The organism is Pseudomonas sivasensis, from assembly GCF_013778505.1.
GTDB classification, from domain to species: Bacteria; Pseudomonadota; Gammaproteobacteria; order Pseudomonadales; family Pseudomonadaceae; genus Aquipseudomonas; species Aquipseudomonas sivasensis.
Genome location: NZ_JAAOWU010000013.1, coordinates 60,330 through 86,021 on the forward strand (window position 1 = coordinate 60,330; position 25,692 = coordinate 86,021).

At 59.5% G+C, this 25,692-nt stretch carries 18 protein-coding genes; 8 read left to right on the plus strand and 10 right to left on the minus strand.

Features of this window, described 5'->3' with window-relative positions:
* Positions 1 to 106: 106 nt before the first annotated feature.
* Positions 107 to 2,026: an ATP-binding cassette domain-containing protein gene (locus tag G9Q84_RS20145; RefSeq protein ID WP_122764927.1), complete on the minus strand. Its 1,920-nt coding sequence runs from the start codon at positions 2,024 to 2,026 to the stop codon at positions 107 to 109.
* Between the two features lie 213 nt (positions 2,027 to 2,239).
* Here G9Q84_RS20145 and G9Q84_RS20150 point away from each other — a divergent pair, with 213 nt between their 5' ends.
* Together G9Q84_RS20150 and G9Q84_RS20155 are read left to right on the plus strand one after the other, a co-directional pair.
* Entirely contained in the window at positions 2,240 to 4,168 is a 1,929-nt protein-coding gene (locus G9Q84_RS20150; protein ID WP_181643973.1) for a transglycosylase SLT domain-containing protein, read from the plus strand.
* Between the two features lie 209 nt (positions 4,169 to 4,377).
* Complete coding sequence (locus tag G9Q84_RS20155) at positions 4,378 to 8,280, plus strand: hypothetical protein (RefSeq protein WP_181643974.1); 3,903 nt, start codon at positions 4,378 to 4,380, stop codon at positions 8,278 to 8,280.
* Between the two features lie 22 nt (positions 8,281 to 8,302).
* On the opposite strand, the gene G9Q84_RS20160 is transcribed toward G9Q84_RS20155, so the two are convergent.
* Positions 8,303 to 10,069 (minus strand): ABC transporter transmembrane domain-containing protein, encoded by a 1,767-nt coding sequence (locus tag G9Q84_RS20160; RefSeq protein ID WP_099601402.1) that lies wholly within the window; start codon positions 10,067 to 10,069, stop codon positions 8,303 to 8,305.
* Positions 10,070 to 10,312: 243 nt separating this feature from the next.
* Here G9Q84_RS20160 and G9Q84_RS20165 point away from each other — a divergent pair, with 243 nt between their 5' ends.
* Positions 10,313 to 10,486: a PA1571 family protein gene (locus G9Q84_RS20165; RefSeq protein ID WP_032888780.1), complete on the plus strand. Its 174-nt coding sequence runs from the start codon at positions 10,313 to 10,315 to the stop codon at positions 10,484 to 10,486.
* Positions 10,487 to 10,539: 53 nt separating this feature from the next.
* Here the strand turns inward: G9Q84_RS20165 and pdxB are convergent, their stop codons facing one another.
* Positions 10,540 to 11,682, minus strand: a complete 1,143-nt coding sequence (gene pdxB, locus G9Q84_RS20170) for a 4-phosphoerythronate dehydrogenase PdxB (RefSeq protein ID WP_181643975.1) — start codon at positions 11,680 to 11,682, stop codon at positions 10,540 to 10,542.
* Positions 11,683 to 11,938: 256 nt separating this feature from the next.
* On the opposite strand from pdxB, the gene G9Q84_RS20175 reads away from it, so the two are divergent.
* Entirely contained in the window at positions 11,939 to 13,333 is a 1,395-nt protein-coding gene (locus G9Q84_RS20175; protein ID WP_032888778.1) for an MATE family efflux transporter, read from the plus strand.
* Here G9Q84_RS20175 and tusA read toward each other — a convergent pair.
* Together tusA and rlmM are read right to left on the minus strand one after the other, a co-directional pair.
* Complete coding sequence (gene tusA / locus G9Q84_RS20180; RefSeq protein ID WP_032888777.1) at positions 13,330 to 13,581, minus strand: sulfurtransferase TusA; 252 nt, start codon at positions 13,579 to 13,581, stop codon at positions 13,330 to 13,332. The genes G9Q84_RS20175 and tusA overlap by 4 nt on opposite strands.
* Positions 13,582 to 13,594: 13 nt before the next feature.
* Positions 13,595 to 14,671 carry a 23S rRNA (cytidine(2498)-2'-O)-methyltransferase RlmM gene (gene rlmM / locus G9Q84_RS20185; RefSeq protein ID WP_032888775.1) on the minus strand — a complete coding sequence of 359 codons (1,077 nt, stop codon included), beginning with the start codon at positions 14,669 to 14,671 and terminating at the stop codon, positions 13,595 to 13,597.
* A gap of 190 nt (positions 14,672 to 14,861) precedes the next feature.
* Here rlmM and acnA point away from each other — a divergent pair, with 190 nt between their 5' ends.
* Positions 14,862 to 17,603, plus strand: a complete 2,742-nt coding sequence (gene acnA / locus G9Q84_RS20190; RefSeq protein ID WP_181643976.1) for an aconitate hydratase AcnA — start codon at positions 14,862 to 14,864, stop codon at positions 17,601 to 17,603.
* Positions 17,604 to 17,760: 157 nt separating this feature from the next.
* Here acnA and G9Q84_RS20195 read toward each other — a convergent pair whose 3' ends face one another.
* Both G9Q84_RS20195 and cysK read right to left on the minus strand, forming a co-directional pair.
* The gene (locus tag G9Q84_RS20195) at positions 17,761 to 18,699 is read right to left on the minus strand and encodes an aspartyl/asparaginyl beta-hydroxylase domain-containing protein (RefSeq protein WP_032888770.1); all 939 of its coding nucleotides are present in this window, start codon (positions 18,697 to 18,699) and stop codon (positions 17,761 to 17,763) included.
* 145 nt (positions 18,700 to 18,844) lie between these two features.
* Entirely contained in the window at positions 18,845 to 19,819 is a 975-nt protein-coding gene (gene cysK / locus G9Q84_RS20200; RefSeq protein ID WP_122764924.1) for a cysteine synthase A, read from the minus strand.
* A gap of 124 nt (positions 19,820 to 19,943) precedes the next feature.
* Here cysK and G9Q84_RS20205 point away from each other — a divergent pair, with 124 nt between their 5' ends.
* From G9Q84_RS20205 to G9Q84_RS20215, 3 genes are all read left to right on the plus strand, one after another.
* The gene (locus G9Q84_RS20205; RefSeq protein WP_122755744.1) at positions 19,944 to 21,020 is read left to right on the plus strand and encodes a DUF748 domain-containing protein; all 1,077 of its coding nucleotides are present in this window, start codon (positions 19,944 to 19,946) and stop codon (positions 21,018 to 21,020) included.
* A gap of 122 nt (positions 21,021 to 21,142) precedes the next feature.
* On the plus strand, positions 21,143 to 21,988 hold the full coding sequence (locus G9Q84_RS20210) for an AAA family ATPase (RefSeq protein WP_003210690.1): 846 nt from the start codon (positions 21,143 to 21,145) through the stop codon (positions 21,986 to 21,988).
* Positions 21,988 to 23,166 carry a vWA domain-containing protein gene (locus G9Q84_RS20215; RefSeq protein ID WP_181643977.1) on the plus strand — a complete coding sequence of 393 codons (1,179 nt, stop codon included), beginning with the start codon at positions 21,988 to 21,990 and terminating at the stop codon, positions 23,164 to 23,166. The genes G9Q84_RS20210 and G9Q84_RS20215 overlap by 1 nt, the downstream gene beginning before the upstream one ends.
* Positions 23,167 to 23,315: 149 nt before the next feature.
* Here the strand turns inward: G9Q84_RS20215 and G9Q84_RS20220 are convergent, their stop codons facing one another.
* Genes G9Q84_RS20220 through G9Q84_RS20230 form a run of 3 tightly spaced genes read right to left on the minus strand, consistent with a single transcriptional unit; the run spans position 23,316 to position 25,662 of the window.
* A complete protein-coding gene (locus tag G9Q84_RS20220) occupies positions 23,316 to 24,224 on the minus strand; it encodes a 5-oxoprolinase subunit C family protein (protein WP_181643978.1) in 909 nt (302 codons plus the stop codon).
* Positions 24,221 to 24,925, minus strand: a complete 705-nt coding sequence (gene pxpB / locus G9Q84_RS20225) for a 5-oxoprolinase subunit PxpB (RefSeq protein ID WP_181643979.1) — start codon at positions 24,923 to 24,925, stop codon at positions 24,221 to 24,223. Before pxpB ends, G9Q84_RS20220 begins: the two co-directional genes overlap by 4 nt.
* A complete protein-coding gene (locus G9Q84_RS20230) occupies positions 24,922 to 25,662 on the minus strand; it encodes a 5-oxoprolinase subunit PxpA (protein WP_181643980.1) in 741 nt (246 codons plus the stop codon). Before G9Q84_RS20230 ends, pxpB begins: the two co-directional genes overlap by 4 nt.
* Between the last annotated feature and the right edge of the window lie 30 nt (positions 25,663 to 25,692).

The following is a 25,692-nucleotide window of genomic DNA, read 5'->3' on the forward strand; positions in this document are numbered from 1 at the left end:
GCCCCCGATAGCAGCCTCTCAGTAGAAACACCACTGACTGAGACACCGCTATCGGGGGCAAGCCCCCTCCCACATTTGAGCCACTTTTTTACTGACCTAAAGTCACTCAGGCATCTAACTCTGCCCAACGCTCCATCAGCACTTCCAGCTCCTGGTTCAACTTCTCCAGAGAAGCGATGACCTTGGCAGTTTCCGCCGCCGGACGCAGATAAAAACCCGCATCAGCCATGTCTGCTTCTACCGCAGCAATCTGCTGTTCCTTGGCGTCGATATCACCCGGCAGGGCTTCCAGCTCGCGCTGCAGCTTGTAGCTGAGCTTTTTCTTGGCCGTCGGCGCAGCCTCGGGTGCAGGGGCAGCAGTGGCAACAGGCGTGACCACCGCCGAGTTCAAGTCGGCCTTGCCGGACTTACTCTCGGTCACGCCCAACAGGCGCGGTGAACCGCCCTGGCGCAGCCAGTCCTGATAGCCACCGACGTATTCGCGCACCTTGCCTTCACCTTCGAAGACCAGGGTGCTGGTGACCACGTTATCGAGGAATGCCCGGTCGTGGCTGACCATCAGCACAGTGCCGTTGAAGGTCAATAAGACCTCTTCCAGCAGTTCAAGGGTTTCTACGTCGAGGTCGTTGGTCGGTTCGTCGAGCACCAGCAAGTTGGCAGGTTTGCTGAACAGTTTGGCCAACAGCAAGCGTGCGCGCTCACCACCGGACAAGGCCTTGACCGGCGTCCGTGCGCGCTGCGGGCTGAACAGGAAGTCGCCCAGATAGCTCAGCACGTGGCGGCTCTGGCCGTCGATGTCGATAAAGTCGCGGCCTTCAGCCACGTTGTCGATCACGGTTTTTTCCAGGTCCAACTGATGGCGCAACTGGTCGAAGTAGGCCACGTCTATGCGCGTGCCCTCCTCCACGGTGCCGCTGGTAGGTTTCAGACCATTGAGCATCAGCTTGAGCAAGGTAGTCTTGCCGGTACCGTTGGCGCCCAGCAGACCAATACGGTCGCCACGCTGCAGGACCATGGAGAAGTCCTTGATCAGGAACGGACCGTCCGGGTGATGGAAGCTGACGTTTTCCAGCACCATCACTTGTTTACCCGACTTGTCGGCGGTATCCAACTGGATATTGGCCTTGCCGGTGCGCTCACGACGCTCGCTACGCTCAACACGCAGGGCTTTGAGGGCGCGCACGCGGCCTTCGTTACGGGTGCGGCGCGCTTTGATGCCCTGGCGGATCCAGACTTCTTCCTGGGCCAGCTTTTTGTCGAACAGCGCGTTGGCAGTTTCTTCAGCCGCCAGCGTCGCTTCTTTGTGCACCAGGAAGCTGGCGTAGTCGCCGTTCCAGTCGATCAAGCCGCCGCGATCCAGTTCAAGGATGCGCGTGGCCAGGTTTTGCAGGAAAGAACGGTCGTGCGTGATGAACAGCACGGCGCCCTGGAAATCCTTGAGGGCTTCTTCAAGCCAGGCGATGGCGCCGATGTCCAGGTGGTTCGTTGGTTCGTCGAGCAGCAACAGATCCGGCTCGGACACCAGGGCCTGGGCCAGCAGCACGCGGCGACGCCAGCCGCCGGACAACTCGGCGAGGGTCTTGTCGGCCGGCAGTTGCAGGCGGCTCAGGGTGCTGTCGACCAGTTGCTGCAGGCGCCAGCCATCACGTGCTTCGAGGTCCTGCTGAACGTGCATCAGCTTGTTCAGGTCTTCCTCGGTGACGCAGTTCTGCGCCAGGTGATGGTATTGCGCAAGCAACTCGCCCACACCGTCCAGGCCTTCGGCAACCACGTCGAACACTGTCCGTCCGTCGGCCACCGGCAATTCTTGCGGCAATTCGCCAATCTTGAGGCCCGGGGCGCGCCAAACAGAGCCGTCATCGGGCTTTTGGTCGCCTTTTACCAGCTTCATCATGCTGGACTTGCCGGTGCCGTTGCGGCCGATGATGCACACCCGCTCACCACGGGCGATCTGCCAGGACACCTTGTCCAACAACGGCATAGCGCCGAAAGCAAGGGACACATCGCTGAATTTGAGCAGGGTCATACGCTTCTCCAAAAACTGGGCGCGCATTCTACCTGAGTTGAGGGTGGGATGCGGCCAGCATTTTCAAGGCCGACACGTTCTGTAGGACATTTCCCGTAAACCTGAACGAACCGGCCAGCAAAGCTTTCGCCGGTCGCTGGCAAAAGGCTAAGCTAGGGGCAATCAGCGTCGGCAGTGCCGGCGCTAGTCGTGATTTCTCTGCACGGACGTCTCATGCGCAGTCGCCTTTTCAACTTTTTATCTTGTCTGCTTCTTTCCGCCACCGCCGTTCAATCCGCCCAGGCCGTGGACCTCACCACCCAACGTCAATATTACGATGAAGCCAAGCGCGCTCTGGCCAAGGGCGATACCGGCCCGTACATGCAATACAGCCAGGCCCTGGCCGATTATCCGCTTACACCGTACCTGGCCTACGACGAACTGACTGCGCGCCTGAAAAGCGCGAGCAACCAGGAAATCGAGCAGTTCCTGGCCAAAAACGGCGACCTGCCCCAGGCGAACTGGATGAAACTGCGCTGGTTGCGCTGGCTGTCCGAGCGTGGCGACTGGCAAACCTTTGAAAAGTACTACGACCCCAAACTCAATTTCGTCGAACTGGACTGCCTGCACGGCCAATACCAGCTCACCCACAACCTCAAGGCCGAAGGCTACAAGACCGCCGAAAAGCTGTGGATGACCGGCAAATCCCAACCCGCCGCCTGTGATGCCACGTTTGGCCAGTGGGCCGCCGACGGCCAACTCACCGAACAGAAAATCTGGGACCGCACCAAACTCGCCGCCGAAGCGCGCAACTACGCGCTGGCCAACAGCCTGGTAAAAACCCTGCCAACCCTCGGTGCCCAAGGTCGCCTGATGGTGGACGTGGCGCAAAAGCCCGACATGCTAAGCGATCCATCGCGCTTCCAGCCGGCCACCGAGGCTATGTCGGATGCCGTAGGCCTGGGCCTGCGCCGCCTGGCGCGCCAGGACCCGGACAAAGCCATGGCCCTGCTCGACGGTTACGCCAGCAGCATGCACTTCTCCCGTGACGAAAAAGTGGCAATCGCCCGTGAAATCGGCCTGACCCTGGCCAAGCGTTTCGACCCACGTGCCCTTGAGGTGATGACCAAATACGACCCGGAACTGCGCGACAACACCGTCTCCGAATGGCGCCTGCGCCTGCTGTTGCGCCTGGCGCGCTGGGAAGACGCCTACCAGTTGACGCGCAAACTCCCACAAGACTTGGCCACCTCCAACCGCTGGCGCTACTGGCAGGCGCGCAGCCTTGAACTGGCTGAGCCGAAGAACCCACAAGCATTGGTGCTCTACAAGAACCTTTCGCGGGAGCGGGATTTCTACGGTTTCCTCGCCGCCGACCGCTCCAAGGCTCCGTACCAGTTGAACAACAAGCCGCTGGTGATGAGTCAGGCGCTGGTCAATAAAGTGCGCAACACACCCGGCGTGCGTCGCGCTCTGGAGTTCTACGCCCGTGGCCAGATCGTGGATGGCCGCCGCGAGTGGTACCACGTCAGCCGTCATTTCAACCGTGATGAGATGGTCGCCCAGGCCAAGCTGGCGTACGACATGAAGTGGTACTTCCCGGCGATCCGCACCATTAGCCAGGCCCAGTACTGGGACGATCTGGATATCCGCTTCCCAATGGCCCACCGCGACACCTTGGTGCGTGAAGCCAAGGTGCGGGGCCTGCATTCGAGCTGGGTATTCGCCATTACCCGCCAGGAAAGCGCCTTCATGGACGACGCCCGCTCCGGCGTAGGCGCCAGCGGCCTGATGCAACTGATGCCCGGCACCGCCAAGGAAACCGCGCGCAAATTCAGCATCCCGCTGGCTTCCCCGGCCCAGGTCCTGGACCCGGACAAAAACATCCAGCTCGGCGCCGCCTACCTGAGCCAGGTGCACAGCCAATTCAACGGCAACCGCGTGCTCGCTTCCGCCGCGTACAACGCCGGCCCCGGCCGCGTGCGCCAGTGGCTGCGCGGAGCGGATCACTTGAGTTTCGATGTATGGGTGGAAAGCATCCCATTCGACGAAACCCGCCAGTATGTGCAGAACGTGTTGTCTTATTCGGTGATCTACGGGCAAAAACTCAACTCACCACAGCCGCTTGTGGATTGGCATGAGCGCTATTTTGATGACCAGTAAGGTCTGAAGCGACTCTGAAAATGCCCGCATCGAAAGATGCGGGCATTTTCATTTCCACGGCTGAAAATATTCTGATCGCCCGGGGAAATACACATACAGAAAAAACATGATGGAACGCGAAAAGTCTGATGTTCACTCAGCCCACGAGCTCAGTCGATAAATCATCTCTGAGTGACTGACTTCAAAATGGCCTAGAGAGAAACTCAGACATGACACTCACGTCCATCAGCAGCCGCTTAAACACTCAGCCCGCGACTAACGTCATCCCCCCCCCGCCACTCTTCGAGGTCAAGAGTGAAAAGCCGCCCACGCCTGATCAAGATGCCGACACAACGCCGCAAGCCAAGGCCGATCAGGAATTGGCCGTGCTGTTTGCCGCCGTATCAGCCAGATCGGCGAAAACCGGCCCATCGTACGATGGCATCGAGAGCGTTGAGGGTATCCCGCCAAGTTCGACCTTCGGCCAGTGGTGGACGCACCTGCATACGCTGCTCAAGCATCCCCAATTCGTCGAATGGGCAACGCAAAGGCACATTAATCTTTCCAAACCCTTAATGATCAGTCTGCGCGACCAGATCACCTTCACCATGACTGATGGGCGCCGGGAGGTGTTCAGGGCAACGGATGAAAATCCGCTCTGGCCGGTCGTTGTGGCGCCGATTCTTCGCGCCGCCAACGTCGTGGCGGCGGGCAACAGCCCCCTTCGTCTGTCCGCATCGGACTCCACATCTGCGCCCTTTGAAGTGGTGGCGAATTTTCACGGTGAATCGGTACCCCTCACGACGTCACGGACAGCACAGTTACAGCAGACCCAGACATTCACCAAAAACGCCGCCAACGCGGTTCCGAACAAGGTCGAGGATGGGCCGGCCAATACGGGCAAGCTCAATACAGAGCGGACCGCCCTTGGCGACTTGGTGGACACGCGCGCGCTCTGCGAAAAGCTCAAGGGCCTTGTGCGCTATGGTACTGAGGGGATTGAGGAGCGGTTAAAGAACACAACGATAGAGGTGCACCCACACTCGTCATTCGGCCAAGGCCCCGAAGCCGGCCCTGGACGCACCGTGACACTTGAGCAATTTATCCTGGCAAATAACTGGCGGTTGCCCAGCACGCTTGAAGCACTGGAGAACATGATCAGCACGCTCAATGCCCCACCGTTGCAGGCACCACACCTAGGCAGCCTGGGTGGGGCGATCTCGTGGCCGGCTCCGCTGAGCGACCACGACCAAAAGAGCGTTTACAGTCATTTTCACTACAACCTGCAACTACCGGCGTTGGTGAAGGAAAGAACGGAGCCCCAAAACCCACGGGGAGTTTTGGGTTATCTCACAAGCCACCTGCACATTTCCCAAAACGAATTGCGCGACCCACTTAAAGTCATCGAAAAAATCATCAACACACCAAAAGCCATCGAACTCGAAGCCGCCTTGCACCAAAAGATGGGGGATGGCTGGAAGACCAGCTCCAGCCATGACTGGCTGTTGACTGCAATCGCTACCACTCTGGACCCAGAAAGCATGTTTGGCCCGCAACTCAATCATCTCGCGGGTTTCAATCTGGCCGACGGACGTTTCATGGGGCAGCCCCTCGCAACTATCAAGCAGGCGTTCATTGACCACCTGATAAAACTGAACAGAGCCTCGCCGGACATGGCGCCCATTGCTGCACAAATGCTGCTTTCGCGTACAGCGCCGGAGTTATTGGTCAAAAACGTTCCTGCCAGCATTACGTTGGGATCGGCGGCGTGGGTGAGTTTCAAAGCGGCGGTGACGCGGATCGAGGCCTATAGCCCTGGTGCCACGATGCAGATGACGTTTGCGCAAGTGTGTGCCAGAGATGCCCTGGACCCAATTTCGCAAGAGGGGCAGGCCATTCAGCAAGTCACATCGCGAGCGGCGCTTATTGAGTGGGGCAAGATCAACGGCGAACTCGTGCCCCGCGATGACGGGAACTATCCTCAGGCTGACATTGATCGGGTCCAGCGCGCGCTCGCTGACAAAACTTCAACGTTGCAACAAGCCGTCGAGCAACTTGCCAGTAAGGTGCCGACCCAACGCGATGTGACGCTACAGCAACTCAAGCAACAATTCGGCGAGGGGCTTCCCTACGAACTTAAATGCTTTCGCGATAATAGCCCCCGCGGCAGAGGCCACGGAAATCTTGCTAGCTCCACGCAGCCAAAATATTCGCTACTGGACTTTTATCTTTCAAAACCCGAAGTCAATCCGTTTTCTAATTGGGTATCCGATAACAACACGATTGCCCCCAGCATGATTGCCCGTCTTGCTCACTTGCCAGACGCAAAATCCCTCCATAAGCAAGCCTTTGTCGACTACACGGAAGGCACCAAAAAAGCACAGGCGAGCGTGATAAAAAACCAGCTTGCGAAACTTCCTCTGGAAGATCGCAAGAATCTTGAGTTTGGCAGCATTCGTATATTCATAGAGGGTCAGGTCAGCCGTTATGAAAGCAACCTCCCAGGTTTCACAATTAATGACGAAGATAAAGTACCCAGCCAGCCGAAAGAGCAAAAGGCACTGATCTTCCAGACCGAGCGCGACGGGAACCTGGAGTTTTATGAAATATCAGCGCAAAAAGGCCAAATAAATAAACGTGACGATCTGAAGACAAACTTTAAGGAAGGCCCCCAAGGAGATTGGGTCAAGGTGCCCAGCCATCAAGGTTCAAAATGGACAAATACGGCGATCCATGAAGTCAAACCAAGCGCCTCCCAAGATGCAGTACAACAACGGGCCAGGCAATTGCCAGTGACCATCCCTGCCTCGTTCAGCAGCGCGCGCAGTGCCTATATCAGTAATACGGTAGTCAATTACTCCAACCCGGAATCAAACTTTGAGCAACTACTGGAACTGACCAAAAGCATCACGACATTCGATGAAGAGGCCGATAAGGAAAAAGCCCTGTTCAACATAATTGTAGGGCTAATACCTGGGGCGTCTGCCGTTAAAAACCTGATCAATGGAGACCCCTTGGCGGCACTGGGAGATCTGTTGTTTGACGGGGTGATGTACGTGACCGGCTCGGCCCTGGGCAGAGGCGCGAGTGCCGTTGGCGGTCCCAGAGGCGCGACCCGGGTGGCCATGGCGAGCAGCCGAATAGGTCGCGGCGTGCTGGGTAAGGCCTCGGGCGCGCCGGCCAGCAGTGCCCGGCTGGCCGCAGGCACGAAACCCCTTAATGCACGGCAGCTGTCGCAGAGCACGATGGATCACGCTCAACTGCGCGCGTTTGCCGAACGAGCCGACATAGCGGAAGGCACTTATCGCGCCCCCGGTGCACTCGAACCCAGCCGAGTAACCGCCCAACTGGATAACCAAACCGGTCACTGGCTGCACTATGACGTGAATAAAAACACAGCTTACGGGAAGAAACTGGATAACTTCTCACCCGACAATCATCGGCCAATTTCAGCCGCAACAGGCAGTCAACCTGCACCTGCAACCGCACCTGTGTCTTTCGAAAAAAGTCTGGCCTATGACAACGTCATACAAATGAAAGGCACGATGAAAGACCTCAAACTTGTGGCCAATGAAATGCATGTGTTCGTCGACACCTATAAAGGTGTTGATCGCCTGAATATTGTCGCCCACGGTCTTGAGCGCAGCCGACTGGACAGATTTTTGAACCGTGGAAGCAGCATCGTTATCGACAATACCGCGTACTCGGCCAAAGACTTGGTCGCTTTGTTGAACACGAAAGGCGTCGACCCCAGCGCCTTTAACAATGTGCGGTTATTGGTTTGCTACTCTGGCGAGGGTGGCAGTCGCGCCTTCGGCAGCTTGCTGCAAAAGGAGATCAACCGGCCGGTGAAGGCGTTCGAGGGCTCGGTTTCAATGCAACACGGCTCTACGTCATTGACGGCCGCGCGAGACGACCTGATTGCGCGGATCAACGAGATCAGCCCCGGCATCTCTACTAAAAACGCCGAGCGGCTGGCAGATATGAACATGTATCAGGCCTTTGTAGGGAAAGTCACCCAGCACGTTGTCAAGACTCACGGTAGCAAGATAAAGATGAACGTGGCGCTTCTGGGCGAGCCCAAACACTATGTGGACACTAGGGTTTCGTACAAACCTGTCTACTTCCGTTAGCACTGGTGCCAGGCATAGCAGGTCATTGCGCTTGCGCACCACTATTGAACTGCAATGCCGCCAACCGCGCATACAACGGGTTGCTCGCAATCAGCTGCTGATGCGTGCCCACCGCAACCAGTTTGCCTTGGTCCATTACCGCAATGCGGTCGGCGTTCTTCACCGTCGCCAGGCGGTGGGCAATCACCAGCGTAGTACGGCCCTGCATCAATTGCGGCAGTGCCTGCTGGATCAAGTGTTCACTTTGCGCATCCAGAGCGCTGGTGGCTTCGTCCAGCAGCAGGATTGGTGCGTCCACCAGCAACGCGCGGGCGATGGCCAAGCGCTGGCGCTGGCCACCAGAGAGGCCCAGCCCGCCATCACCGAGGTGGGTCTGGTAGCCGTCGGGCATTTGCAAGATGAAGTCGTGAGCATGGGCGATGCGTGCAGCGGCTTCGACTTGCTCGCGGGTAGCTGAGGGATTGCCGTAGCGGATGTTCTCTTCGACGCTGCCGAAAAACAACGCCGGGCTCTGGGACACCAGGGCAAAGTGGCGGCGCAGGTCCAGGGGGTCGAGGTCGGTCAGCGGATGGCCTTCGAGCAGGATTCGGCCATGCTGCGGATCGTAGAAACGCAGCAGCAGGTCGAAGATCGTCGACTTACCCGCGCCGGACGGGCCGACGAGTGCCAGGGTTTCACCGGGGTTGATGGTCAGGTTCAACCCGTCGATAGCGTAGCTGTCAGGTCGCGAGGGATAGGAAAAGCGCAGATCTTGCAGCTCCATACGGCCACTGACCCGCTCGGGCAATTTCACGGTATCAGTTGCCGGCGCCTGGATTTCATTAGTCGACTGCAACAGCTCACCAATCCGCTCAGCTGCACCGGCTGCACGCTGCAGCTCACCTAGCACTTCGCTCAGGGTGCCAACCGCGCTGCCGACGATCAGGCTGTAAAACACGAACGCCGCCAGTTCGCCGCCGGAAATGCGCCCACTGATCACGTCCATGCCGCCGACCCACAACATCACACCCACGGCGCCGAGCACCAGCATGATCACCAGCGTGATCAGCCAGGCGCGCTGGGCGATGCGTTTACGCGCGGTGGCAAAGGCTTCTTCCACGGTCACCGCAAAGCGCTGCTCGTCCTGAACTTGGTGGTTATAGGCCTGCACGGTCTTGATCTGGCCAAGGGTTTCGGACACATAACTGCCCACATCGGCAATGCGGTCCTGGCTCAGGCGCGACAGGCTACGCACGCGGCGCCCGAAAATCAGGATCGGCGCCAGCACCAGCGGCAATGCAACCACCACGATGCTGGTGAGCTTGGGGTTGGTGACGAACAGCAACACGATGCCGCCAATGACCATCAAGGCATTGCGCAGGAACAGTGACAGCGACGAGCCGATCACCGATTGCAGCAAGGTAGTGTCGGTGGTCAGCCGCGACTGGATTTCCGAACTGCGGTTGTTCTCATAGAAGCCGGGATGCAGGTAGATGAGGTGGTTGAACACCTGCCGACGAATATCCGCCACCACTCGCTCGCCAATCCAGGAGACCAGGTAAAACCGCGCAAAAGTACCCACCGCCAAGCCAAGCACCAGGATCATGAACAGGCCGATGGACTGGTTGAGCAGGTGTGGCGATTGGGTCATGAAGCCCTGGTCTACCAGCAGGCGAATGCCTTGGCCCATGGACAAGGTAATCCCGGCGGTAACGATCAGCGCCAGCAACGCACCCAGCGCCTGCCAGCGGTAAGGCGCGATAAAACGGCTGGCCAGGCGAATCGCACGGCGTTGACGGGTTGAGAACATAGGGGCATCACCGATGAGGAACCTGTACCCAACATTGGGGGAACTTGGGCAAATAACAATGAGTCAGGTTAATTATGCCCGCCGATACTCATCCCTAGAGGCTATCGGTCTAATGCCCGGCTGGAAATCGGCCGCCGTTTCTGGTGGACTGAGTATTCGAACCAGTGGTCGTGCATGGAGTTGTAACAGCGCGGTCACGCGGGGGTTTTAAAGTAGGTATACAACCTGATGAGGAGACAGGCCATGACCTTGCAAAACAGCAGCGATGCCAAAATTGAAGTGATCCGCCAACCCCAGCAGTTGCCTTGCTCCGTCATCGACGCCCAAGGCCATGAGGTGCAGATCACCGAAGAAATGATCCAGCAAGCGTGCCGCGAACTGGAAGAAAAACTGGTCAAGCCTGCCCAGCAAGGCTGAAGCGCCCAAGCTCTTTCAGACCCGGCCTCGATGGCCGGGTTTTTTATGGGCGCTTAAACAGCTACCGCGCCCAGTGCGGACACGATCTTCGACAACGCCGCCGACTCCCCATTGATGCGCACGCTCAAGCCATCAATCTCGCGACGCTCGGGATAGTGCTTGCGCAGCAGGTCGAACGCCTTGCGCTGCTCTTGCACAGTTCCAACCAGGCTCCGACGGAAATCCGCATCATCCCGCCGCGGGTCGTACACGCTGCGGCACAAGGTCGCCAGCGCCCAGGCCGGGTCGGTCGAGGCATTCAAGTGCACTTCAGCCAACCACAGCGCAGGCAACAGCTCACTCAAGTGAATGCTCGGTTCCTGACCCAGGTACGCGCAAAACGCCTGGTAGATCTGCGCCGTGCCGCGCTGGCGGCCTTCCAGGCTGTAACCGGCGATATGCGGTGTGGCCAGCACGCACAGGTCGGCCAGGTCCACATCCACTTCGGGCTCGCCTTCCCATACATCCAGCACCGCTTGCAGGTCTTCGCGTTCCAGCAGCACCTCGCGCAGGGCGGCGTTGTCCACTACCGGGCCACGGCTGGCGTTGATCAGCCAAGTGCCGGGTTTGAGTTGTTCGAGGCGCTGACGGTCTAATAAATGCCAGGTAGAGCCATTGCCGGACTTGGTCAAAGGCGTGTGCAGGCTGATCACGTCACACTGCTCGATGATCTGCGCCAGGCTCACATAGTCGCCCCCTTCGGCGATCTGCCGCGGCGGGTCGCACACCAAGACATTCCAGCCCAGGCCTTTGAGCACCTTGACCAACCGCCCGCCCACTTCACCGGCGCCGACAATGCCATAGGTGCGTTGGTTGAGGTCGGCGCCTTCGATCTCGGCGAGGGTCTGCAGGCTGCCCAGCACGTAGTCCACCACGCCACGGGCATTGCAGCCGGGCGCGCTGGACCATTGGATGCCGGTCTGCTTGAAGTAGTCGAGGTCCAAGTGATCGGTGCCGATGGTGCAGGTGCCGACAAAACGCACCTTTGAGCCCTCCAGCAACGCGCGATTGACGTTAGTCACCGAGCGCACTAGCAGTACGTCAGCCTGCTCGACCGTGGCGCGATCAAGGGAACGGCCGGGCACCCGGCGAATCTCGCCAAATCCTTGGAAGAAGGCATCGAGCAGCGGGATATTTTCGTCGGCAACAATCAGCATGGCAGGCTCCTTTGGCGGATCAGCAGTGTACAGGGATGCGATCTGCAATGTGGGAGGGGGCTTGCCCCCGAATAGCCGTGTGTCAGCGACTATCCAGTGACTGACACTCTGCAATCGTGGGCAAGCCCCCTCCCACCAGGGATATGCGGTGCCCTGGGAGGTCGCTTACAAATCCCTAACACAGGTTTTTTCCTGACCATGGCGTCAAGGCGTAGAATCCGCCGTCCTTGCGCTATTTTCTATTGGACACCCGCACGTGAACACTGCCGCCACCCCCCTCACCCGCCCCGCCCGTATCAGTAGGGAAGTGCGCGACCTGCTGACGCTCGCTCTGCCAATCATGATCGGCCAACTGGCTACCACCGCCATGAGTTTTGTCGACGCGGTGATGGCCGGACGTGTCAGCCCCCAGGACCTGGCGGCAGTGGGGTTGGGCAACTCGATCTGGATCCCGGTGTACTTGCTGATGAGCGGCACGCTGCTGGCCACCACACCAAAAGTCGCTCAGCGCTACGGTGCCGGCAAATTCAGCGAAATCGGACCGCTGGTGCGCCAGGCCTTGTGGCTGGCGGTGGTCGTGGGGATCCTCGGAGGATTGCTGCTGCTGTGCGCCGAACCGATCCTGCATGCCATGAAGGTCGAGCCTGACCTGATCGTGCCGTCCATGGGCTACCTGCACGGCATCGCCGCGGGGATGCCAGCGATTGCGCTGTATTACGTGCTGCGCTGTTTCAGCGATGGCCTGGGCCGTACGCGACCGAGCATGGTCATGGGCCTGGTCGGCCTGGCGCTGAATATTCCGCTGAACTACATCTTCATTTACGGCCACTTTGGCGTGCCGGCCATGGGCGGCGTGGGCTGTGGCTGGGCCACCGCCATTGCGATGTGGGTGATGATGCTCGGCCTGGCCGTCTGGACGCGCTGGGGCCCGGCCTATCAGAGCAGTGAATTGTTCAAGCGCTTTGACTGGCCGCAATGGGCCGTGATCAAGCGTGTATTGGGGATTGGTCTGCCGATTGGCGTCGCGATCTTTGCCGAGTCGAGCATTTTTGCAGTGATCGCCCTGTTGCTCGGCAGCCTCGGCGCCACGGTGGTGTCCGGGCATCAGATTGCACTGAACGTCAGCTCCCTGGTGTTCATGATCCCCTACTCCCTGAGCATGGCGGTCACCGTGCGCGTCGGTCAGGCCCTGGGGCGTGGCGAAGCACGTGAAGCGCGCTTCGCCGCCGGGGTCGGCATGGGCACCGCGCTGGCTTATGCCTGCCTGTCGTGCAGCCTGATGCTGTTGTTTCGCGAGCAGATCGCGACGATCTACACCCCGGATCCGGTGGTGATCCACCTCGCGTCGACGCTGATCGTATTCTCGGCGCTGTTTCAGTTCTCGGACTCGATCCAGGTCACTGCCGCTGGCGCATTGCGGGGCTATCAGGACACCCGGGTGACCATGGTGCTGACGTTGTTCGCCTACTGGGGCGTGGGGTTGCCGGTGGGCTACGCCCTGGGGCTGACTGACTGGCTCGGCGCGCCCAGCGGCCCAAGCGGTTTGTGGCAAGGGCTGATCGTGGGCCTGAGCTGTGCGGCGGGGATGTTGCTGGTACGCCTGGCGCGCAGTGCACGCCGGCGTATCCGGGCGGATAAGGCGCGCGCTTAGTCGGCCTTTTTGCGAATCCAGTACAGGTAGGTGCCGGCCTGTTCCTGCTGATCCACCAATTCGTGGTCAAGGAACACGCAGAACTTGGGAATATCGCGACGGGTTGACGGGTCGGTCGCGATCACTTTGAGCAAGCCGCCTGCCGGCAGGTCGCGGATGTGCTGGTGCAGCATCATCACCGGTTCCGGGCAGTTGAGGCCTGTTGCATCGAGAACGCCGTCTACGGGGCTGTCGTTAATATCGCTCATTGATTACTCCTCGTTAACGGGCCTTGGTTTTCTTCGCATCCACCAGCCGACGCAGGTGGCACGTCACTTCCTCACGGTCGTGGTAAAGCTGCTTGCAACCGATCTCCACGCGGATGCCGCGCGCCTTGAAACCCTCTTCGATGCGCTCCAGCAGACGCTTCACTTCGGCATAACGCTGCTTCATCGGCAACTTCAGGTTCACCACCGCCTCGCGGCAATATCCTTCGCCAATCCAGGTTTCCAGCAGCGCGGCGTTGCGTGCGGGTTTCTCCACAATGTCGCACACCATCCAGTCAACCGGTTGCTTGGGCACGAAGGTGAAACCGTCGGCCATCAGGTGCTGCACCAGGCCGGTGTCCATCAGGCTTTCGGCCATGGGGCCGTTGTCGATGGCCGTCACCAACATGCCGCGGTTGACCAGTTGCCAAGTCCAGCCGCCCGGCGCGGCACCGAGGTCGACGCCGGTCATGTCGCCGTGCAGGCGCTCGTCCCACTGGTCGCGGGGGATAAAGTGGTGCCAGGCCTCTTCCAGCTTGAGGGTTGAGCGGCTTGGCGCGTCACGCGGGAATTTCAGGCGTGGAATGCCCATCGGCCACATCGCCGAGTTGTTCGACTCGGCCAGCCCCATGAACACTTCGCGGCCGCTCTTGAACGTCAGCAGCAAGCGCGGCTTGCTCGGGTCGTCCACCAGTTTGCCGGCGTTGAGCAGGGCTTTGCGCAGGTGCACTTCGAATTTCTTGCAGAAGTTCGACAGTTCCTTGCCATCGTTGGTGTCGACCATCTCCAGCCAGAGGCTGCCGCACACCGGGAATTCACGCAGGTGAGCGAGGATCACGCTGATGCGATCGGTTTCCGGCAGGTCGATAAACACCCCGCGCGCCCACTGCCTCGGGAAGATCAGCTCGGCAAAGCGTTGGCCGTGCATCAAGCGCTGGGCGCCGTCTTCTTCGGTGCAGACAAATTCGGCGCAGGCGCTGCCGGTCTTGGCTTTGGCGTAGCCGGAAACGTTCAGACGCGCGGCGTGTTCCGCGATCTCGGAACAGACTTCGCCTTCAAAACCCGGGCGGCAGTGCATAAAAAGGGTGTTCATTGAATCTCCTGGCAACTGGCTTGCTCGATCGCAATGCCTGTCATGAAAACGCGCGCATGATAGCCGAGTTCGGAACCTTGGACTTGCCCATAGAGTCCAGTTATTAGCCTGCTAATGAAAACAGCGCTAGTTTTAAAGCTCTGTTCGTCCCGTCAGGTCCGTAGCCGTGCGGACCATAAGGAGTCATGTAATGTCATCCCTTGATAGCCTGAGAACCCTTAAAACTTTAGAAATCGACGACAAGACCTACCACTATTTCAGCCTGCCCGAAGCCGCCAAGAGCCTGGGCGACCTGGATAAGCTGCCGATGTCGCTCAAGGTGCTGCTGGAAAACCTGCTGCGCTGGGAAGACAACAAGACCGTCACCGGCGCAGACCTCAAGGCCATTGCCGCCTGGCTCAAAGAGCGCCAGTCCGACCGTGAGATCCAGTACCGCCCCGCCCGCGTGCTGATGCAGGACTTCACCGGTGTACCCGCCGTAGTCGACCTGGCCGCCATGCGCGCCGCCGTGGCCAAGGCCGGGGGCGACCCGCAGCGCATCAATCCGCTCTCCCCCGTGGACCTGGTGATCGACCACTCGGTAATGGTCGACAAGTTCGGCAATGCCGACGCCTTCGAAGAAAACGTCGATATCGAGATGCAGCGCAATGGCGAACGCTACGCCTTCCTGCGCTGGGGCCAGAGCGCCTTCGACAACTTCAGCGTGGTGCCGCCGGGGACCGGCATCTGCCACCAGGTCAACCTGGAATACCTGGGCCGCACCGTCTGGACCAAGGACGAGGACGGCCGCACCTACGCCTTCCCCGACACATTGGTCGGCACGGACTCCCACACCACCATGATCAATGGCCTCGGCGTACTGGGCTGGGGCGTGGGCGGCATCGAAGCGGAAGCGGCGATGCTCGGCCAGCCGGTGTCGATGCTGATCCCGGAAGTAATCGGCTTCAAGCTCACCGGTAAACTCAAGGAAGGCATCACCGCCACCGACCTGGTGCTGACCGTGACCCAGATGCTGCGCAAAAAAGGCGTGGTGGGTAAATTTGTCGAGTTCTACGGCGACGGCCTGGCCGATCTGCCCTTGGCCGACCGCGCTACCATCGCCAACATGGCCCCGGAATATGGCGCCACCTGCGGATTTTTCCCGGTGGATGACGTCACCCTGGATTATCTGCGTTTGTCCGGTCGTCCGGCGCAAACCGTGAAACTGGTCGAGGCTTACACCAAGGCCCAAGGCTTATGGCGCAATGCCGGTCAGGAACCGGTGTTCACCGACAGCCTGGCCCTTGACATGGGCAGCGTCGAAGCGAGCCTCGCCGGGCCTAAACGTCCACAGGACCGTGTAGCCCTGCCCAACGTCGGCCAGGCCTTCAGCGACTTCCTCGACCTGCAATTCAAACCCACCAACAAGGAAGAAGGCCGCCTGGAAAGTGAAGGCGGCGGTGGTGTGGCCGTGGGCAACGCCGACCTGGTGGGCGAAGCAGACTACGAGTACGAAGGCACGACCTATCGGCTGAAAAACGGCGCGGTGGTGATCGCCGCCATCACCTCCTGCACCAACACGTCCAACCCCAGCGTAATGATGGCCGCCGGGCTGGTGGCGAAAAAAGCCGTGGAAAAAGGCCTCACGCGCAAACCGTGGGTGAAGACCTCACTGGCTCCCGGCTCCAAGGTGGTCACCGACTACTACAAGGCGGCAGGCCTCACTCAATACTTGGACACCCTCGGCTTTGATCTGGTGGGCTATGGCTGCACCACCTGCATCGGCAACTCCGGGCCATTGCCCGAGCCGATTGAAAAAGCCATCCAGAAGGCCGACCTCGCCGTGGCCTCGGTACTGTCCGGCAACCGTAACTTCGAAGGCCGCGTGCACCCATTGGTGAAAACCAACTGGCTGGCATCGCCGCCGCTGGTGGTCGCCTATGCGCTGGCTGGCACCGTGCGCATCGATATCAGCAGCGAGCCGTTGGGTAACGATCAGGACGGAAACCCGGTCTACCTCAAGGACATTTGGCCAAGCAGCAAAGAAATTGCCGACGCCGTGGCGCAGGTCAGCACCAGCATGTTCCATAAGGAATACGCCGAGGTGTTTGCCGGCGACGAGCAGTGGCAGGCCATTGACGTGCCACAGGCCGCGACGTACGTGTGGCAGAAGGATTCCACCTATATCCAGCATCCACCCTTCTTCGAGGACATCGACGGCCCGTTGCCGGTGATCAAAGACGTCATGGGCGCCAACGTGCTGGCGATGCTGGGCGACTCAGTCACCACCGACCACATTTCCCCCGCCGGCAATATCAAGGTCGACAGCCCCGCTGGCCGCTACCTGCGCGAGCAAGGCGTCGAACCGCGGGACTTCAACTCCTACGGCTCACGCCGCGGTAACCATGAAGTGATGATGCGCGGCACGTTTGCCAATATCCGCATCCGCAATGAAATGCTCGGTGGCGAAGAAGGCGGCAACACGCTGTACATCCCCACCGGCGAGAAGATGCCGATTTACGATGCGTCAATGAAATACCAGGCTTCGGGCACGCCGCTGGTGGTCATTGCAGGTCAAGAGTATGGCACCGGATCCAGCCGTGACTGGGCGGCCAAAGGCACCAACCTGCTGGGGGTCAAGGCGGTGATCGCCGAAAGCTTCGAGCGGATCCACCGTTCCAATCTGGTGGGCATGGGTGTGTTGCCATTGCAGTTCAAGCTGGATCAGAACCGCAAGGCGCTGAAGCTCACGGGCAAGGAGAAGATCGATATTCTCGGGCTGAGCGAGGTGGAGATCGTGCCGCGGATGAACCTGACGCTGGTGATTACCCGCGAGGATGGCAGCCGCGAGAAGGTCGACGTGCTGTGCCGGATCGACACCTTGAATGAAGTGGAATACTTCAAGTCGGGGGGGATTTTGCACTATGTGCTGCGGCAGTTGATTGCGTCGTAAGGCGATCTCAAAAGCAATGGAGAACTAATGTGGGAGGGGCGGTGCGACGATTCGACTTGCTCCCGATAGCGGTGGATCAGTCATAGATGTTTTGACTGACATACCGCCATCGGGAGCAAGCCCCCTCCCACACTTTGACCGCGTTTAACGCTTCAGATCAGCCGAACAGCCACTTCCACAACAAGACCAGCACCACTACCGCCAGCACCGGCCGCGCAATGCGGTAAGCCTTTGGATGCTTGCGCTTCCACTGTTTGACCACACCACTGAACTTGTCACTGAAGGTCTTGCTCCAGGCATACGCCTGGTTGATGCCGCCGACGCGCTCGTCATCCAGGTTCTGCGGCGCGGTGGCGCGGCCCAGTTGCTTGCTGACCCAACGGTTGACGCGGGTCATCACGCGATTACTCAGCGGGCGCTCGATGTCGCAGAACAGGATCACGCGTGTCTTCTCGGTTTCGTTCTTCACCCAGTGCACGTACGTTTCGTCGAACATCACGTCCTCACCGTCACGCCAGGCATACACCTGGCCGTCGACGAAGATGCGGCAGTCGTCGGAGTTCGGCGTGGACAAGCCCAAGTGATAACGCAGGGAACCGGCAAACGGGTCACGGTGCGGGTTGAGGTGGCTGCCGCCCGGCAACAACGCAAACATCGCCCCTTTGACGTTAGGAATGCTGCTCACCAAGGCCACGGTTTTCGGGCACAGCGCCTCGGCCGATGGCAGGGGTTTGTCGTACCACTTGAGGTAGAAACGCTTCCAACCCTTTTTGAAGAACGAACCGAAACCGGCGTCGTTGTTCTTTTCGGCGGCGCGAATGTAACCCTCGTCGAACAGGTGCATGGCCTCTTCGCGGATCACTTCCCAGTTGTCCTTGAGCACGTCCAGTTCCGGAAACTTGCTGCGGTCCAGGTAAGGTTTGGACGGCACGGCCGAGAACAGGTACATCAAGGCGTTATAGGGGGCGAACAGCGCCGAATGGTTAACGAACTGGCGCAACATCGGTAAACGGGCCTTGCCGCGCAGGTGTACATACAGCGTGCTACCGATAAACAGCAGCAACACCGACAGTTTGGCGGCCAAAGAAAAGGTCATGCAGCAACTCCTGGAAATAAGCGTCTGGCCAACAACTTCCCGTCACGGGGAAACCAGACGTAGCAGCCAGCCATGATAAACAGTTGGGCCAGTATGCAGAAGGCCCAGGGTAACGGGGCTGACACACATCAACCCCAAACGCTCATCAGGCCTGGTTTTCCTGCTCGGTAAACAAATCGCTGAATAGCATGCTCGACAGGTAGCGCTCGCCGGAGTCCGGCAGGATCACCACGATGGTCTTGCCCTGCATTTCCGGCTTCTCGGCCAGGCGCACGGCCACGGCCATTGCTGCGCCACAGGAAATACCGCACAGAATTCCCTCTTCCTGCATCAGGCGCCGTGCCATGGCCTTGGATTCGTCGTCGGTCACCAACTCGACGCGGTCAACCATCGAAAGATCGAGGTTTTTCGGCACAAAGCCGGCGCCGATGCCCTGGATCTTATGCGGGCTGGGCTTGATTTCTTCACCGGCGAGCGCCTGGGTGATCACCGGCGACACAATCGGCTCCACCGCCACCGACAGAATCGGCTTGCCCGCTATGTTCTTGATATAGCGCGACACACCGGTAATGGTGCCGCCGGTGCCCACGCCCGCTACCAGCACATCGACCGCGCCGTCGGTGTCGTTCCAGATTTCCGGACCGGTGGTTTTCTCGTGGATCTCGGGGTTCGCCGGGTTTTCAAACTGGCCCGGCATAAAGTAGTTGGCTGGATCGTTGGCGACGATTTCGCCGGCCTTTTCGATAGCGCCTTTCATGCCTTTGGCCGGCTCGGTCAGGACCAACTCGGCGCCCAGCGCCTTGAGCACCTTGCGGCGCTCGATGCTCATCGACGCCGGCATGGTCAGCAGCAGCTTGTAACCACGGGCGGCGGCGACAAACGCCAGGCCGATGCCGGTGTTGCCAGATGTGGGTTCGACAATGGTCATGCCCGGTTTGAGTTTGCCGGTGCTTTCTGCGTCCCAGATCATGTTTGCGCCAATGCGGCACTTCACCGAGTAACCCGGATTACGCCCTTCGATCTTGGCCAGGATGGTCACGCCACGGGGGGCGATCCGGTTGATCTGCACCAGGGGCGTGTTACCGATGGAGTGCGCGTTGTCTGCAAAAATGCGGCTCATGACGGGTCCTATAGGCAATTTCAAGAAGGCAATAAGGGTATGCCTCGTACTGCAAAGCGTCCAGTCAGAGGAACGTTGCTCGGCTCACGGCAGTCCATGTTTTACCTGCAAGGAGAACTGCCCGATGAAACGTCGCTACAGCTGGCCACTATGGACCGTCGCCGGATTGCTGGTGGTCATGGTTGCCTTAAGCATCGCCCTGCCCTACTTAGTGCGTAATTATCTGAATGACAAGCTCGCCGACATGGGCGATTACCGAGGCCGAATTACCGACGTGGACCTGGCGCTGTGGCGCGGCGCCTACCGGATTAACGGCCTTGAGATCATCAAGGTCGACGGCAAAGTGCCGGTACCGTTCGTCAAGGCGCCGCTGATCGACCTGGCGGTGAGCTGGCATTCGCTGTGGTACGACCATGCAGTGGTCGCCAAAATGCGTTTTATCGAGCCTGAAGTGAATTTCGTCGACGGCGGCGCTAACAAGCAGGCGTCCCAGACCGGTAAGGGCACCGACTGGCGCGAGCAGTTGAGCAAGCTGGCGCCGATCACCCTTGATGAAGTGCGTATCGAAGAGGGCAAGATTGCCTTCCATAACTTCAGTTCCAAACCCGTGGTGAAGATCGACGCGACCAACGTCAACGCCAGCTTCTATAACCTGACAAACGTCGTCGACGTCAAAGGCAAGCGCGACGCCCGCTTCGACGGCAAAGCCCTGCTGCAAGGCCAGGCCCCGCTGGAAGCCAGCGCCACCTTCGACCCGCTGAGCAATTTTGAGAACTTCGAATTTCGTTTCCGCGCCAAAGACCTGCAACTCAAGCGCATGAATGACTTTGCCTCGGCCTACGGTAAGTTCGACTTCAAGGCCGGCACCGGCGATGTAGTCATCGAAGCCCAGGCCGAAAAAGGCCAACTGACTGGCTATATCAAACCGCTGCTAAGGGATGTGCAGGTGTTTGACTGGCAGCAAGACGTGGAGAACAAGGACAAGAACATTTTCCGTTCGATCTGGGAGGCCGTGGTGGGTGCGAGCGAGACCGTGCTCAAGAACCAACAGAAAAACCAATTTGCCACCCGCGTCGAACTCAGTGGCAGCGTGCATCAGAAGGATGCCAGCGCGTTCTCTGCGTTTTTAGCGATTTTGCGCAATGGTTTTATCCAGGCGTTCAATGCGCGCTATGAACAGCCCAAACCCAGCGCAGATTAAAATATGGGAGGGGCAAGCCCCCTCCCACATTGGTCATTCAGAGACTGAATAACCCGTCTGCGTTCACAGTCGCCGGGGCTGCGCGGTATAGTCCCGGCATTGATGAATGCGAGGAAACACCGATGAAGTTCGAAGGCACCCAGGCCTATGTGGCTACCGATGACCTGAAACTGGCCGTCAACGCCGCCATCACCCTGGAGCGGCCGTTGCTGGTCAAGGGCGAACCGGGCACCGGCAAGACCATGCTCGCCGAGCAACTGGCCGAATCCTTCGGCGCCAAGCTGATCACCTGGCACATCAAATCCACCACCAAGGCCCATCAGGGCTTGTACGAGTACGACGCGGTCAGCCGCCTGCGTGACTCGCAGTTGGGCGTGGACAAGGTGCACGACGTGCGCAACTACCTGAAAAAAGGCAAGTTGTGGGAAGCGTTCGAATCCGAAGAACGGGTGATCCTGCTGATCGATGAAATCGACAAGGCCGACATCGAGTTCCCCAACGACCTGCTGCAAGAACTCGACAAGATGGAGTTCTACGTCTACGAAATCGACGAGACCATCAAGGCCAAGAAACGCCCGATCATCATCATTACCTCCAACAACGAAAAAGAGCTGCCGGACGCGTTCCTGCGCCGCTGCTTCTTTCACTACATCGCCTTCCCCGACCGCACCACCCTGCAAAAGATCGTGGATGTGCACTACCCCGACATCAAGAAGGACCTGGTCAGCGAAGCGTTGGACGTGTTCTTCGACGTGCGCAAAGTACCGGGCCTGAAGAAAAAGCCATCCACCTCCGAACTGGTGGACTGGCTCAAGCTGCTGATGGCCGACAACATCGGCGAAGCGGTGCTGCGCGAGCGCGATCCGACCAAAGCCATCCCGCCGCTGGCCGGTGCCTTGGTCAAGAATGAGCAAGACGTGCAACTGCTGGAGCGTCTGGCGTTCATGAGCCGTCGCGGTAATCGCTAATGTTGCTCAACCTGTTCAACGAGATGCGCGCAGCCAAGGTGCCGGTGTCCGTGCGCGAGCTGCTCGACCTGATCAACGCGCTCAAGCAGCGCGTGACCTTCGCCGACATGGACGAGTTCTACTACTTGGCCCGGGCGATCTTGGTCAAGGACGAGCGGCATTTCGACAAGTTCGACCGCGCGTTTGGTGCCTATTTCAACGGCCTGGAAAAGCTCGACGACCATTTGCAGGCGCTGATCCCCGAAGACTGGCTGCGCAAGGAATTCGAGCGTTCGCTGAGCGATGAAGAACGCGCGCAGATCCAATCCCTTGGTGGCCTCGACAAGCTGATCGAGGAATTCAAAAAGCGCCTGGAAGAACAGAAAGAACGCCATGCCGGCGGCAACAAATGGATCGGCACCGGCGGCACCAGCCCGTTCGGCTCCGGCGGCTACAACCCCGAAGGCATTCGCGTCGGCGACGCCGGCAAGCGCCAGGGGAAGGCGGTGAAGGTCTGGGACCAGCGCGAGTACAAAAACCTCGACGACCAGGTTGAGCTGGGCACGCGCAATATCAAGATCGCCCTGCGCCGCCTGCGCAAGTTCGCGCGCCAGGGTGCGGCCGAAGAGCTGGACATCGACGGCACCATCGACCACACCGCCCGCGACGCCGGTTTGCTGAATATCCAGATGCGCCCGGAACGGCGCAACACCATCAAGTTGTTGCTGCTGTTCGATATAGGCGGCTCGATGGACGCCCACGTGAAGATCTGCGAAGAGCTGTTCTCGGCCTGCAAGACCGAGTTCAAGCACTTGGAATATTTCTACTTCCATAACTTCGTGTACGAGTCGGTGTGGAAGAACAACCAGCGCCGCACCTCGGAGCGCACTTCCACTCAAGACCTGCTGCACAAGTACGGCGCCGACTACAAAGTGATCTTTATCGGCGATGCGTCGATGGCGCCGTATGAAATCACCCAGGCTGGCGGCAGCGTGGAGCACTGGAACGAAGAGCCGGGGTATGTGTGGATGCAGCGCTTCATGGCCAAGTACAAAAAGCTGATCTGGATAAACCCGTATCCCAAGGATACGTGGGGTTACACCGCGTCAACGGGGATTGTGCGGGAGTTGGTGGAGGATCAGATGTATCCGCTGACATTGCGCGGGCTGGAAGAAGGGATGCGCTTGCTCTCCAAATAAACGCCGAGCCAAATAATGCAGGAGATCTAATGTGGGAGGGGAGGTGCGACGATTCGACTTGCTCCCGATAGCCGTGTTTCAGTCAACACATCAGTGACTGAACCATCGTCATCGGGAGCAAGCCCCCTCCCACATTTTAAATTGCGGTGTTATGTAAATCGGCGCAAATATTCGACATGCTGCCGATGCGCCGTTTCCTGGACCACCGGTACCAACCTCACCTTTTCTCCCGGTAAACACTGCGCCAGTCGCGCCAGCGACAAAGGCGTCAACGCCCCCAGACGCGGATAACCGCCAATGGTCTGCCGATCATTGAGCAACACAATCGGCTGCCCATCCGGCGGCACCTGGATGCCACCCAACGGGATACCTTCGGAAATCAGCGACGGCCCTTGGTACCGCAACGGCGTACCGAGCAAGCGCATGCCCATGCGGTCGGCGCGACTGTCCAGGGCCCAATCGGTATTGAAAGCATCGAACAGGCTCTGGCCGCTGAACTGGCCGATTTGTGCGCCGACGATCACATCCAGCGGCGCCTTGGCGGGCAACGCCTGTGCGCTCAGCACTTTCATCGCGCCGCCCGTCCCGGAATAACCCAACCGCCCACCCTCGGCCAACGCCTTGCCGAAACCGTCCAGCCCACCCAATTCTTCTCGCACCACCGTCGCACAACTGCCCAGCACATCCGGCGCATCAAACCCGCCGGGTGCCGCCAGATACGCCCGCGCACCGTTGAACGGCTGGGTAAAGCGCAAACGCTGGCCTTTTTGCAGGATAAAACTGCGTCCCGGACTGATAGGGCGCTCATCGACATACGCGCCCAGGTCCGCACCGGCCAAGGCCAGCAGGCAATACTCCTCGGCCTGCACGGTAAAGCCGCCGAGGGTGATTTCCACCACCGGTGAGTCCAGCGCATTGCCCAGCAGCCAATTGGCCCACGACATCGACACCCAATCCAGCGCGCCGCCTTGGGTCACGCCCAGGTGGCGTACGCCAAAACGACCGGCGTCCTGCAACAGGCACAGCGGCGTGCTGGCCTCGATGATCAAGCGGCTCATGCCTGCGCCTCCAAAGGCGTGTCATCGCCACCCAGGTTGATAAATTCGGCACGACTGACCGCTTCGAAGCGCACCGTGTCGCCAGGTTGCATAAGGCTGTAGCCGTCTCGCGCGCGGTCGAACAGGTTGGCGGGGGTGCGACCGATCAGGTTCCAGCCACCCGGAGAAACCACTGGGTAAGCAGCCGTTTGGCGCTCGGCGATCCCCACACTGCCAGCCGCCACGCGTTTGCGCGGTGTGCTGAGGCGTGGGCTGGCGAGGACTTCATCCACCAACCCCATAAAGGCAAAACCGGGGGCAAAGCCAAGGGCGAACACCTGATATTCGTGGGCGCTGTGGAGACGGATCACGTCGTCGACGGCCAGGCCACTGCGCTGGCTGAGTAAAGTCAGCTCCGGGCCGACGCTCAGGTCGTACCACACCGGCAGCACATGGCATTGACCGCTTCCCTGAGCCTGCGGCTGCAAGTCGGTGAGGGCGTGGTCGATCAGCTCTCGGGCCTGGGCAGGGCTCAGCGCGATGAGGTCGTAATGCACCATCAAGGTGGTATAGGACGGCACCAGATCCACCAATGCAGCGCCGAAGCCTTCTCGCAAGCGTTGCGCTGCGGCGAGCATCCACGGCATGTTGGCTTCTGCAATCGCATCGAACAGACGCACCATCAGGCAGTCGATGGCCACCACTTCAATCCGCGGCTTCATGCTGGCTTCAATGCCTCGCGGATACGCTGCACGGCAGCAATTGAACTGGCGTTGTCGCCATGCACGCACAGGGTATTGGCGTTTAGTACGAGGGCGCTGCCGTCGCTGGCCGTCAACGGTTCGCCACGAGAAATGGTCAGGGCTTGCTGGATGATCGTTTCGGCGTCGTGGTGCACAGCGCCGGGTAACTGGCGGGAAACCAAGTGGCCGTTATTGTCGTAGGCGCGGTCGGCGAATGCTTCAAACCACAGGGTCACGCCATACTCATCGCCCAATGCCTGGGCTGCGCTGTTATCGCGAGTGGCCAGCAACATCAGCGGCAAGTCACCATAAGCGGCCACCGCCTCGATGACCGCACGCAGTTGCTTCGGGTTGGCCATCATGTCGTTGTACATCGCGCCATGGGGTTTGACGTAGCTGACGCGGCCGCCTTGGGCACGGCAAATGCCGTCGAGGGCGCCGATCTGGTAGTGCAGCAGATCCTGGATTTCCTGAGGGGAATAGGCCATGGAACGGCGGCCGAAGCCTTGCAAATCCTGGTATGCCGGGTGCGCCCCCACCTGCACGCCATGCTTGAGCGCCAAGCTAACAGTTTTGCGCATGATGCTTGGGTCGCCGGCATGAAAGCCGCAGGCCACGTTGGCGCAATCAATGAACGGCATGACCTCGGCGTCCAGACCCATGGTCCAGTTACCAAAGCTTTCGCCGATATCGCAATTCAGTAAAAGACGGCTCACGGTCTGGCGCTCCTGTAGGACTTATTTTTT